The 11,922-nt window shown below is 68.3% G+C and carries 12 protein-coding genes and 1 pseudogene; 3 read left to right on the forward strand and 10 right to left on the reverse strand.

Features of this window, described 5'->3' with window-relative positions; translation table 11 throughout:
- The first annotated feature begins 9 nt into the window (after positions 1–9).
- Together ACWCXB_RS08110 and ACWCXB_RS08115 are read left to right on the forward strand one after the other, a co-directional pair.
- Complete coding sequence (locus tag ACWCXB_RS08110; protein ID WP_450720247.1) at positions 10–909, forward strand: fumarylacetoacetate hydrolase family protein; 900 nt, start codon at positions 10–12, stop codon at positions 907–909.
- A gap of 177 nt (positions 910–1,086) precedes the next feature.
- Positions 1,087–1,692, forward strand: a complete 606-nt coding sequence (locus ACWCXB_RS08115) for a VOC family protein (RefSeq protein WP_450720249.1) — start codon at positions 1,087–1,089, stop codon at positions 1,690–1,692.
- A gap of 299 nt (positions 1,693–1,991) precedes the next feature.
- Here the strand turns inward: ACWCXB_RS08115 and ACWCXB_RS08120 are convergent, their stop codons facing one another.
- Positions 1,992–2,387: a hypothetical protein gene (locus ACWCXB_RS08120; RefSeq protein WP_450720251.1), complete on the reverse strand. Its 396-nt coding sequence runs from the start codon at positions 2,385–2,387 to the stop codon at positions 1,992–1,994.
- Here ACWCXB_RS08120 and ACWCXB_RS08125 point away from each other — a divergent pair.
- Positions 2,332–2,583 carry a hypothetical protein gene (locus tag ACWCXB_RS08125; RefSeq protein ID WP_450720592.1) on the forward strand — a complete coding sequence of 84 codons (252 nt, stop codon included), beginning with the start codon at positions 2,332–2,334 and terminating at the stop codon, positions 2,581–2,583. The genes ACWCXB_RS08120 and ACWCXB_RS08125 overlap by 56 nt on opposite strands.
- 59 nt (positions 2,584–2,642) lie before the next feature.
- On the opposite strand, the gene ACWCXB_RS08130 is transcribed toward ACWCXB_RS08125, so the two are convergent.
- The 9 genes and pseudogenes from ACWCXB_RS08130 to ACWCXB_RS08170 form a co-directional block, all read right to left on the reverse strand.
- The gene (locus tag ACWCXB_RS08130) at positions 2,643–2,975 is read right to left on the reverse strand and encodes an FAD-dependent monooxygenase (RefSeq protein ID WP_450720569.1); all 333 of its coding nucleotides are present in this window, start codon (positions 2,973–2,975) and stop codon (positions 2,643–2,645) included.
- A gap of 119 nt (positions 2,976–3,094) precedes the next feature.
- Positions 3,095–3,277, reverse strand: a pseudogene (locus ACWCXB_RS08135) (methyltransferase); the annotation flags it as partial.
- 448 nt (positions 3,278–3,725) lie between these two features.
- Entirely contained in the window at positions 3,726–3,953 is a 228-nt protein-coding gene (locus tag ACWCXB_RS08140) for a DUF6059 family protein (protein WP_450720253.1), read from the reverse strand.
- Between the two features lie 10 nt (positions 3,954–3,963).
- Positions 3,964–4,245: a hypothetical protein gene (locus ACWCXB_RS08145; protein WP_450720255.1), complete on the reverse strand. Its 282-nt coding sequence runs from the start codon at positions 4,243–4,245 to the stop codon at positions 3,964–3,966.
- Between the two features lie 274 nt (positions 4,246–4,519).
- A complete protein-coding gene (locus tag ACWCXB_RS08150) occupies positions 4,520–4,891 on the reverse strand; it encodes a DoxX family protein (protein ID WP_450720257.1) in 372 nt (123 codons plus the stop codon).
- 293 nt (positions 4,892–5,184) lie between these two features.
- On the reverse strand, positions 5,185–5,898 hold the full coding sequence (locus ACWCXB_RS08155) for an ABC transporter ATP-binding protein (RefSeq protein ID WP_450720259.1): 714 nt from the start codon (positions 5,896–5,898) through the stop codon (positions 5,185–5,187).
- On the reverse strand, positions 5,895–8,702 hold the full coding sequence (locus tag ACWCXB_RS08160; RefSeq protein ID WP_450720261.1) for an ABC transporter permease subunit: 2,808 nt from the start codon (positions 8,700–8,702) through the stop codon (positions 5,895–5,897). Before ACWCXB_RS08160 ends, ACWCXB_RS08155 begins: the two co-directional genes overlap by 4 nt.
- Before the next feature lie 68 nt (positions 8,703–8,770).
- Positions 8,771–10,024, reverse strand: a complete 1,254-nt coding sequence (locus ACWCXB_RS08165; RefSeq protein ID WP_450720263.1) for an ABC transporter substrate-binding protein — start codon at positions 10,022–10,024, stop codon at positions 8,771–8,773.
- A 215-nt stretch (positions 10,025–10,239) separates the two neighbouring features.
- A complete protein-coding gene (locus tag ACWCXB_RS08170; RefSeq protein WP_450720265.1) occupies positions 10,240–11,877 on the reverse strand; it encodes a long-chain fatty acid--CoA ligase in 1,638 nt (545 codons plus the stop codon).
- Between the last annotated feature and the right edge of the window lie 45 nt (positions 11,878–11,922).

An 11,922-nucleotide genomic window follows, 5' to 3' on the forward strand; every position in this document is an offset into this window, starting at 1 on the left:
GAGACGGACATGCGCCTTGCGAGCTTCCGCGCCGCCGGCAAGGACCGCTTCGGCATCGTCGCGTCGTCGGGTCTGGTCGACGTGTCCGAACGCACGAGCGCCCCGGACCTGAGGACCGCTCTCGCCCGAGGCGTCGACGCCCTCGAACGGTTCGCTGACGCGCCGGCCGACTGGTCGTTCGACGACGTGACGTGGCTGCCACCCGTCACCAACCCCACCCATGTCATCGGAGTGGGACTCAACACGAAGAGCCACTTCGAGGAGACAGCTTCCCTCATGCGCCGGCAGCCGGGTGACTACCACCGGTACCCCCGCTTGTTCATGCGCAGCCCGCTCAGCCACGTCGGGCACGAAGCCGCCGTCCTGGTGCCCGCGGTGTCACCGTGCCTGGACTACGAGGGCGAGATCGCCCTCGTCATCGGCCGGTCCGGTCGGCGTGTCGCTCCCGACCGGGCCATGGACTGTGTCGCCGGGTACGCCTGCTACAACGACGGGAGTGTCCGGGACTTCCAGACGCACTCCAACCAGGTCACCGCCGGGAAGAACTTCCCCGCGAGCGCAGCCTTCGGCCCGTGGATCACCACCAGCTCCGACGTGCCCGACCCTTCCTCGCTGACCCTGGAGACGCGGGTCAACGGCGAGGTGCGTCAGCGTCTGGAACCGGGCGACCTGATCTTCAGCCACGCCGAGCTGGTCTCCTACATCTCGACCGTCTTCGCGCTCCAGCCGGGGGACGTCGTCCTCACCGGCTCGCCGGCCGGGATCGGGGCCCTCACGAGCACGTGGCTACGCGCCGGGGACCGCGTGGAGATCGCGGTCTCCGGCGTCGGCGTGCTGCGCAACCGGGTCGAGAACGAGCCGACCGGCGGTGACGACAAGGAGGTCGACGAGCATGACCGTGAGCAGTGAGTACCCGACCGACGGCGGCCCAGGGGTCGTCGTCGTCGGGGCCGGTCCCGTCGGGCTCACCCTGGCAATCTCGTTCTGCTTCTGTGCACCGGTCACGTTCCCCGCTGACGCCCCACGCAGGAGCACACCGGCCTACCTGTCGACCCATCACGTCCGACGAACCAGAGAGGTACGACGATGACCGACGTCAAAGCGCACGTCCCGCAAGCTCGCGGTGGCTTCCGGCCCGCCGAGTACGCCCACATCGTGCTGCGCACCGCGCAACCCGACGCCCTCGTCGACTGGTACTGCACCGTGCTCGGCATGCAGGTCGTCATGAGACACCCGCTGATCATCTTTCTGACGTGGGACGAGTCGCAGGACCGGATGGCGATCCTGCCCACGCAGGGAGCCGTGCCGTCGACGAGGAAGACGACCGGGATGGACCACGCCGCCTTCGAGGTCGGTTCGCTCAGGGAGCTGACCGGCCACTACCGCGACCTCAAGGCGAAGGGCATCGTCCCCGAACGCTGCGTCAACCACGGCGTGGCAACGTCCCTGTACTACCGGGACCCCGACGACAACCAGATCGAGCTGAGCGTCGGTGCGTTCAAGTCCGCGGCAGAGCTGAACACGTGGTTCTCGACGGGGCTGTTCGAAGTCAACCCCCTCGGTGTCTTCATCGACCCCGAGGCGCTGTGCGCCCGCGTGGAGTCCGGTGAGCCGGAGTCGGACATCCTCAAGCCGCATCCTCGGCACGCCGAGTTCCTCGCCGAGCTCATGTCGTCCGGCCTCCCCGAGTAGCGACGGGAGGCAGGACGACGATGTCCGACGTCACGCGGCACGCCGCGCCGCAGACGCTCTCGGGCGAGGGCCGGGATGCTCCAGCCGGCACGCGACCGCGGGTCCTCTGGACGCCGCAGGAAGGAACCTGGGAGGCTTCACGGGTCGGGGACTTCGCCCGGTGGCTCGACGAGCGGGGGAGAGCCGACGCTCGCGACTACGAAAGCCTGCGCCGCTGGTCGCTGGAGGAGCCCGCGCTGTTCTGGCAAAATTCCGTCAGTTCCCGCGAACCCAAGTGTCCTCACGAGAAACCGGGACTGTCATCTGGGTGATTTTTCCCATGTGGAGCCTTGGGTTGCTGGTGAAGCTACGGTGCCCGGGGGACGAGGCGAGGTCAACGCTGCCGGTGGTCGCGGGGTCGGCTGGGTTCGTAGCTTGTACAGCCACGCGGTGGCCTTTTCGTAGAACAGCGGCACGAACACGCGTATTAACAGCGCCTGTTGGCGTCGTTTGACCGGGCCGGCCTTCTTGACGCCGCGGTTGTCATCTGCGGTGCCGAGGAGCTTGACGACGCGCGGGCGCCGTTCGGCATCGTATGCCTTCAGCGCCGCGGTGGTGGGCTCGGCCTGGAGCGCAGCGGCGAGGGCGAGGGCGTCTTCGATGGCCATCGAGGCGCCCTGTCCTGCGCCGCCGGAGTGGGCGGCGTCGCCGACCAAGACGATGCGGTTGCTGTGCCAGGTCGGGGATCGGGTCGACCGCGTGCATGATCACGGCCGAGTGCAGCCGGGTGGTGGCCGCGATGACCGCCGATGGCACTACCTCGTCGCGATACAGGTCGGCGGTGCGGAGCAGCCAGTCCGCGTCGCTGACACCGTCGAGGTCCGGCTCGACCGGGTCGGCGATCTGCGCTGACCACCACACCTCGCCGTCGTGTGCGGCCACGTGGATGAACGCGCCGTTGCGGGCGAAGGTCAGGTGCCTGAGATCGCGTAGAGACCGGCGTACTGAGGGCGGGACGCCGCCGGGTCGAGCAACCCGCGTACGGTCGACCAGATGCCGTCGGCGGCCACGAGCAGGTCGGCACTGTCTCGCCCCGTGCCGGCGAACCGTGCGGTTACCGCCTCTGGCGTCTCGGTTACGTCGACGAGGCGTTCACCGGTCACGATCTTCGCCCCGGCGTCGCGGGCCGCTTGCCGCAGGGCCGTCACGAGCCGGCCGCGCATCAGCGTGACGCCGTGCAGCGGGTCGCTGCTGTGCCTGCCGCGTGGGACGTCGCCTAGCAGGTGGCCACCGGCCGACCACATCCGCTGCCTGGGGATGTCGACTCCTGCGACCTGGACCTGTTTTAGGCAGCCGAGTGCGTCCAGGCCCCGCACCCCGTTGCTGGCCAGGCTGACGAACGAGCCGATGTCGTCGGCCGGATCCTCGTACAATCCGACGCCATCACCGCCCGGTAGTACGCGATATGACTCCCGCGGTGCCGCAGCCGCAGCCACCCGTCCCGGCCGCCCCGTCGCAGATACGGCACCACGCGCTGCGGGTGGCTCAGCGCGTAGCGCACCTTGTGGCCCAGTCGTGAACGGTTCCTCGGCGAGCGGAAGACCACGCTGATCTCGTCCTCGCTCACCTGCTCGATCACGAACTCGTCGAACCAGTGCCGGAACACCTTGTCGCCGACGTAAGGGATCGCCCCGGTCATCGCGGCCAACTCCTCTATGCCGCGGTCTTCGAGGAGCGGGAGCTAGGCCGCGTAGAAGGCCCGCACCTCCACCTGGAGATCGGCCGAAACCCGGGTCGGAGCAGGGCTTGATCGGTGCGGCACGGTGCATACCCTTCGTCTTCGTCGTTCGCGCCCCCCGGTACGAGCGCGGACACACCACTCTCGGACGCGTCCCTCGACCGCGGCTCGCACGGCGCTGGACCGCCGGTCAGCCGACGACGGTCCAGCTGTCGTTCCCCGGCCGAGGTTCATTTCGGGGACGACGACCTGGCCATACCGTCACCGGAATCACCCGCGAAGCGCATGATCACCCGGTCCAGGCGACGAATCTCCTTCACTCCCTCTCCCCGATCGGTGTGACGAGCTGTCGTTGGAGCGCGCGTTCGGTACTGGTCAGTGGAACGTCCGGACAGAGCCGCTCCGGATGGCCCTGTGGTGGTTCTTCCAGTCGCGGCGCGGCCATGGGCTGCGGTGGCCCCGTCGGGGGAAATCCGATCCAGACCCACCCCGCGGCTGTCAGCGAGGAGTAGACCTCGCGCAGTGCTCTGCTCACATATCTCATGTCACGTACCTCATGTCACGTACCTCGTGTCACGTACTGATCGTCGACCTCGGTGAGCGGGCACACGTGTTCCGGTTCTTGATCCGAGACCGCGACTGCAAGTTGGCAGGTTCACCCGGAGCAGCACCCGGGCCGACGTGCCTGCGGAGACCGCCAGCGCGCCGAGTCGTCGCAGCTCGGCCGGCGACTCGACGTGGATGCGGTCCACCCCGGCGGCGAGGGCGTCGGCGAGGTCCTCGTCGGTCTTGCCGGGCCCGGCGTACGCGGTGCCGACGAGATCCGCACGTTGCAAGTTCTCCTCGCCCGCGTCCCGGCCTCCAAGCATGCAGCGGATGCACGGAAACGGATTGAGGTCAGGCGACGCGCGGAGAACAGGGCTGCTCCGGATATCCAGGCCAGGCCCGAGCGTCAGCGGGTCGCGCTGCGCCCTGTGTCGTTCGGAAACCCGGCTGGGTTGAGGTGCGGTCCTGTGCGCCGTGGGATCGAGGTGCCGGTCGGTTTGTGCCACCTGTACGGCTATCTGGTGGCGGACCATTGTGGCGACGCCGGCGCACTGCGCCTCCTCGTCACAGCGGGACCAGAGTCCAGCGAAGGACCGCGATTGCCACGCAGATCAGGCCAATGACCACCGTCGCGAGCGAGCCCTCGTGCCGCTGCAGGTGGTAGACGGTGCCGCCCACCATCACGATCGCCAGGCCTACCGCGGCCAGCGGGGTCAGGACGGGAAGGATCCCGGTGGCCGCGGGAAGGATCAGGCCGACCGCGCCCAACACCTCGGCGATGCCGGTGAAGACGAGCACGCTGTGGGGCCAGCTGGGCTCGCGGCCCCGCTCGCGCATCCGGCGCACGAGCCACTCGGGCGGCGCTATCATCAGCCCCCCATGGACCAGGAACAGAGCGGCCATGAGGGCCTGCAGCACCCAGGTGAGGACATTCATCGTTCATCGTCTCCGTAATCGTTGAGAAGCCCATTGAGGCCTGTCGCCCTCTCAGGCGAGGACCATGACGAGCCAGGTGAAGGGGTGAACCGTGCCGCCGGGCGTGTGGTGCGCGTTCTCACTCGGCCATTGCCAAGGCGGCGACCGATCGTTGCGGGTCCCGGGTAGCCCGGCCGCGCGTCCCGTGCGTGGCGCTGTGGCGGACAGGCCTCATCGATCGTCGAGTTACCGCTGGCGTGGGGCAGGACGCCGCTCGCTCCTGCAGCTGTTCAGTTCTCTTTCTCTCTGCCGTTTCAGGCCGCCTTGCCGCCCAGGTAGGCCGCCTCGATCTGTTCGGGCTTGGCCAGCAGTTCGCTTGGCGCACCACGAAGGACCTCGGCGCCGTGGGCGAGCACGATCGCCTGGTCGCTGATGCCCAGCGCAAGCCGGAAGTGCTGCTCGACGAGGATGACCGCGGTGCCGGTCTCGTCGGCGACCTGTCGGATCACCGGTAGCAGGTTCTCGACGATGACGGGCGCCAGTCCCATCGAAAGTTCGTCGACCATCAGCACTTTTGGGTCCTGGACCAGGGCCCGGCCCAACGCGAGTTGCTGTTGCTCACCGCCCGACAGCAGCCCGGCGTGCACGTTGAGCCGCTCTCTGAGCAGGGGGAAGAGGTCGAGCACGTCGGCGATCCGGCTTTTCGAGGTTGCGGCCAGGGCGAGGTTCTCCGCGACCGTGAGGGTGCGGAAGAGCGACCGGTCGTCGGGCACGAATGCCAGGCCGGCCCGGGCGGCCGTACGGGGTCGGCCGGCGGGCAACGCGACGCCGTTCACTGTGACGGTGCCGGCCGACCGCGCAAGGAGCCCGGACAGTGCTAGCAGGGTTGTGGTCTTGCCGGCGCCGTTGGGGCCGAGCAGGCAGAGCACCTCGCCGGGGGCGAGGGCGAATGAGAGATCCCGGATCACCGGGCTGCCGACGTAGCCGGCAGCCAGGGCGGTGACCTCGAGTGCGGGGGTGGCGCTCATTTCACGACCTCATGGCTTGCAGGGATGGTAGGCCGGTCCGGTTGGCGTGGCGCGGGTTGGGCTGGGACTGGCTGAGCGCCGTCGTGGGTGGCGCCGAGATACGCCGTGATCACGGCCGGGTCGTTGCGAACCTCCTCGGGGCTGCCGTCGGCGATCTTCTTGCCTCGGTCGAGTACGACGATCCGGTCGCAGGTCTGGAGGACGAGGCCCATGTCGTGATCGATCATCACGATGGTGGTGCCGGCGTCGCGGACCGCCTTGAGCCGCTCGCCGAGCCAGAGGCTCTCGGTTGAGTCGAGGCCGGCGGCGGGCTCGTCGAGGAGAAGCACTCGTGGTCTGGTGGCCAACGCCCGGGCGACGGAGACCAGTTGCCGCTGTCCGTGGGAGAGTTCCGAGACTGGGCGGTCGGCGACGACGGATAGGCCGAGCACATCGAAGATCGCGCGAAGCTCTGGTCGACGTAGTGGTCGACGGGCGCCGGTGCCGACGGTGCCCACCGTGACGTTCTCCTCGACGGTGAGGTCCTCGTAGAGCTCCACCGCCTGGAAGGTGCGACCAAGCCCGGCGCGGACCCGCTGGAAGGCCGGCCGGCCATCGAGGCTCACACCGTCGAGCGCGACCACGCCGGAGGCGTTGCCGATGAAGCCGCCCAGGGCGTCGAGCAGGGTGGTCTTGCCCGCGCCGTTGGGGCCGATGATTCCGAGGATCTCGCCGTCGCGGACGGTGAGGCTGACGTCATCGACGGCGACTACACCGCCGTATCGGACCGCGACCGAGTCCACCTGGAGAATCGTCTCGCCGATCGGGTGCGCGGTACGCTCGTCAATCGCACGAGCCGTGGACATCACCTCGTCGTCGCTGACCGGGGCCTTGTGCCGGTTATGCCGACGCCGTAGGAGTTCCTGGATCGGACCGGTCATTCCCTCTGGGTACTTGATAACGGTCAGTACCAGCGCCAGTCCGCTGATGACCCCCCAGTACTGATGCAGGTCGATCCAGTTGGTGAGCGCGTAGTAGAAGAGGCCACCACTGCCGGCCACGCCGGCGGCCAGGCCACCGAATACCGAGGTGACCCCGGCCAGGCATACGGCGGCAAACACCGCGACACCGGTGAGCGTCGCGTACGTAGATGCGGAGGCCACCTGCTGCTGGTAGCCCATCAGTGCGCCACTCCAGCCGGCGATGAAGGCGCCGATGGCGAAAGCGGCGATCTTCACTCGGCGCACGTCGATGCCGGAGGCGGCGGCCGAGCGCTCGTTGGTTCGTACGGCCAGCATCGACGCGCCGAGCCGGCTACGGCGCAGCAACGCGACCCCGGTGCCGGTGATCGTGAGCACGGTGAGGACCGTGACACCGAACGCCAGTCGCGGGTAGGCCATGCCCTCGCCGATACCGAGGTCAAGGCCGAAGAGGCTAGGAGCACCGATCGGAGCGCCCGCGATGCCGCCGTTGATCTGCGGATTCTGGAACCAGATCATCTCCGCCGCCGCGGCGAAGGCGAGTGTGACAGCGGCTACCGGGAGTCCACGCAGCCGCATTGCTGGGAGGCCGATTATGACGCCCAGGACCGTCACGGCCGACGCAGCGAGCAGCGGCGCGAGGGGGAAGGGTATGTGCAGGTCGGTGGCGAGCCGAGCCAACAGGAAGGCCGAGCAACCGGCCAGGGCCAGCTGGGCGAGGGAGACCTGCCCGGCGTACCCCGTCACAACTACATAGGACAGAGCGAGAATGCCGAGGACCATCGAGGTGATGACGGCTGCTCGCCAGTTCCCACTGGTGGTCAGCAGCGCGACGAGCCCGACGACAACGCCGATCCCGACGGCCAGCGGGAGATTGCGCGGCAGCGGCGCCCGCCCCAGGGACTGCTGGGCGATCGAAGCGCGTTGCGGGATGCTCCCGCCGCGGATGAGCAGCACCACGAGGATCAGGAAGAGCGGAACGAGGGTGTCGACGCCGGATTTCGGAAAGTTCGGGACCGTGGCCTGGAGGTTGGCCGCCTCGGACTGCAGCATTCCGATCGCCAGGCCGGCGGCGATCGCGGGGCCGAGCCGGGCCAGGCCGCCGACCAGGGCAGCGGCCAGCGCCGGCACGATGAACAGCGTGTACGCGCTGGGAGAGGGCGCCACGATCGGTGCGATCAGGATGCCCGCCAGGCCGGCCACCACCGCGGACAGCGCCCAGTTCACGGCGGCGATCCGATCCGGGGAGAGCCCGCTGACCAGTGCGCCCCGCTCGGACTCCGCAACCGCGCGGGTGGCGAGGCCGAACCGGGTGAACCGCACCAACGCGCCAAGCCCCAGGCCCGCCACGACGATGATGCCGGCGAACCAGAGCCGGTCCTCGGCGAGGTTGGTGCCGCCTACCGTGATGGTTCCAGAGGGCAGGATGGACCGGACGATCGCCGGGCTGTTGCCCAGTCGAGCGGACAGCAGGCTCTGGATCATGAGCATGAGGCCGATGCTGGCCACCGCCTTGGCCACCGGGGAAGCCGAACGCAGCGGGCGAAACACCAGCCCGTAGAGCGCGAGCCCCAGCACGGCCGCGATCGCGAGAGCCAGGATCATCGCCGGCAGGACGGCCATCGGCCCACCGAGGTCGACCGTTGTCGGCGTGAATGGAATCGGACTGATCAGCTCACCGCGACGGAGGTAGGCGAAGGTGTAGGCGATGTAGAGCGCGATCGCGCCGGTGCTGAGGTTCACTACGCCGGAGCTGCGGAAGGTGACAACAAGGCCCATCGCGAGCGCGGCATAGACCGCGCCGCTACCCAGGCCGAGCAGGAGGAAGGTGAAATGGGCGGTCATGTGCGCTTCCTTTGCCTGACGGATTCGAGCCGGGACCGGACGAACCATTCGTCCGGTCCTGGCTCGGGTCACTGAAGAACGTTGAACTTGTTGGCCGTTCCCTGCTTGATCTCGCCGACGAGGCCCCCGACCGAGCAGACGTTGGGCAGCTTGGGGAGGGCCTTGCCATCGCAGGTCAGCGTGATTCCGTGGCCGACGGGAAGCGGGACTGCCTTGGCCGCCTTGAGCGCGGCGATGATGTTGGGCGCAGTCGGCTCATTGGTGCCGATGCCGGCGTTGACCATCCGGGTGATGGCCAGCATGGTCTGGTAGCCGGCGGTGGCGTTGCCACCGAGGTTCGCATCGGCGGGGGCGTACTTGGCCATCACGGCGCGGTAGATCTTGGCCTCATCGTGATCGCTGGTCCCCTCCGCGGTGGTGAACAGGTACGCGCCGTCGAGGGCATCCGGCACGGCTTCGTAAACCGCGGGGTCCGCGCACTTCTGGGTGAGGTAGCGATCGACGTCCGCGTTAAGGAGCTTCAGACCCTTGAGTGTGGCGATACAGGTCGAGACGTCACCGAGGACGGTGATCGCACCTGGTTTGTCCTTCAGGCCCGCCTGGACCTGGCCAGTGACGTCCGGCGAGCCTGGCGGAATCGGGACGATCTTGCTGTCAACGCCCATCGCCTTGAGGATCGGCGTGGCCGCCCCGATATGCGCGGGAATGTCACCGACCGCTGTGACGTACATGGTTACGTTCTTCACCCCGGCCTTCGCGGCGAACTTCGCCATATTTAGGGTCGTGGCGGCGACGCCGCCGTTCCACAAGAAGGCGTTCGGCCCGGAGAACTCGGTGGCGCTGGTGCCCTGGAAGTTCGTGTAGGCGATGCCGGCCTTGGTGATGATGGGAGCCATGAGTTCCCCGTTGCCACCCGTGGTCGCGACGACGGCGGCGACCTGGTCCTGAACCATCTGGTTCGCGCAGGCGGTCATCGTGGACGGGTCCTCCGCGACGAGATCGCAGCGGACCAGTTCGATTTTGTGTCCGGCGAGTCCGCCCAGGTGTTCGTTGGCGTAGGCGACCACCGCTTCGGCTGCAACGCGGCTTTCCGGGAAGTTGGCGGCGGCGCTTCCTTCAGGGTTGAGCAGCCCGATCTTGACCGGGCTGCCGGTGGCGGCCCTGCCGGCGAAGGCGGCTGGGACTGCGGCGATCGCCGCAGCAGCGCGGTCGGTGTTGCCGGTGTCGTCGCTCTTGGCACATCCGGTCAGGGTGAGCGCGACGGACGCCGCGACCGCGATGGCCGCCCGACTGGCGGCTTTGCCGCGCCTCTGCTGAGTCATTGTGGGTACCTCTTTCTGCGAGGGTGCTGGTGGTGACTCTCCTGCGAATGCCGAGCCGCCGGCGGCGACCCGAGGACGCCAAGTCAGTGGTGAAGAGGTAGCCGGCGGATGTCGGGCGCGGGGTCCCGTCGAAGGCAGCACGAGCTTGAACTGGTGCCCGCCTGCTTGCATCGGCCTCGATGCCTACCCGAGGTGTTCGGCTGGCTGACTCGGGGTCACGAGGACACGGTGATGACAGTGATGGAGCCATCGGCGTGCTGGGCCCGCACCCGCTTCTTGTCGAACTTGCCCACCGAGGTCTTCGGAACGGCCTCGATGAAGGCCCACCGCTCCGGCAGTTGCCAGCGCGCAAGCGAGCCGGCGAGGTGGTCGCGTAGCATGGCGGCGGTCGCCGTCGCCCCGTCGTGGAGCACGACCGTCGCGAGTGGACGCTCACCCCAGCGCTCGTCGGGCACGCCTACGACGCACGCCTCCAACACCGCCGGGTGTCCCATGAGCAGGTTTTCCAGCTCCACCGAGCTGATCCACTCACCGCCGGACTTGATGACGTCCTTTGCCCTGTCGGTGAGGGTCAGATATCCGTTGGGTGACAGGCTGCCCACGTCGCCGGTGCGCAGCCAACCGTCGTGGAACTTCTCCGGGTCCGGCTCGCTGTCCCCGACGTACGTACCAGTGATCCACGGGCCACGTACCTCGAGTTCGCCGACGGCCTTACCGTCCGCGGGCATGACCTCGCCTGCCGGACCGACGATGCGGGCTTCGACGCTCGCCGGCACGCGACCCTGTGTGTAGCGGTAAGCCCATGCCTCGGGACCGGCCAACCCGGCCGGGGCGCGCGCAACCGAGCCCAGCGGCGACGTCTCGGTCATGCCCCAGGCGTGGATGACCTCGACGCCGTAGCGCTCGGAGAAGGCGTGCATGAGCGAGGGCGGACAGGCCGACCCACCCACGATCACCTCTTTCATCGACGAGACATCGGTCGGATTCGCGTCGAGGTGGGCGAGCAGGTCGGTCCAGATCGTCGGCACCGCGCCAGCCAGCGTGGGCCGCTCCGCGGCAATCATTGCCGCGAGCGGGGCCCCCTGCAGAAACCGGTCAGGCATCAGCAGCGATCCGCCCGACATGAAGGCGGCGTACGGCAGGCCCCACGCCATCGCGTGGAACATCGGCACCACGGCGAGCACCTTGCTCGCTGGGCCGATGCCGAACGCCTCCGCCAAGCAGATCTGCATTGAGTGCAGGTAGATGGAGCGGTGGCTGTAGGCGACGCCCTTCGGGTCGCCGGTGGTGCCGGACGTGTAGCACAGAGCCGCGGCGTCGCGCTCGTCTGCCTCGGGCCATGGGAAGTGATCGGACTTCCCAGCTATCAGGTGGTCGTAGCGGTGCACCGTCAGTCCGTCGCGGACGAGGTTGTTCGTGTCGCCGTCGCCGACGACGATGACGTGATGCAGCGTGGTCAGCTGCGGCAACACGTTGGCGAGCAGCGGGATCAGGGTCGAATCGATAATGATCACCCGGTCCTCGGCGTGGTTGACGATGTAGGCCAACTGCTCGGGGAACAGGCGCGGGTTCAGCGTGTGCAGGACTGCCCCCATGCTGGGGACGGCCAGGTAGGCGACCATGTGCTCGGCGTTGTTCCACATGAGCGTGGCGACCCGCTCGTCCCCGGTGACGCCGAGGTCGGTCCGTAGGGCATGTGCCAGCCTCGCCGCCTGGGAGCCGACCTCGGCGAAGGTGGTCCGGCGGGCTCCTTCGGCGGTCCAGGTCACGACCTCGGAAGCGCCGTGTACTGTACGGCCGTGCTCCAGAAGCCGCGAGACCTGCAGTGGGTTGTCCATCATCGTGCTGCGCATGTCGCGGAACCTTTCCGTTCGTGACCCCTGGTGGTGGACATGTGC

Source organism: Streptomyces sp. NPDC001514 (genome assembly GCF_053597075.1).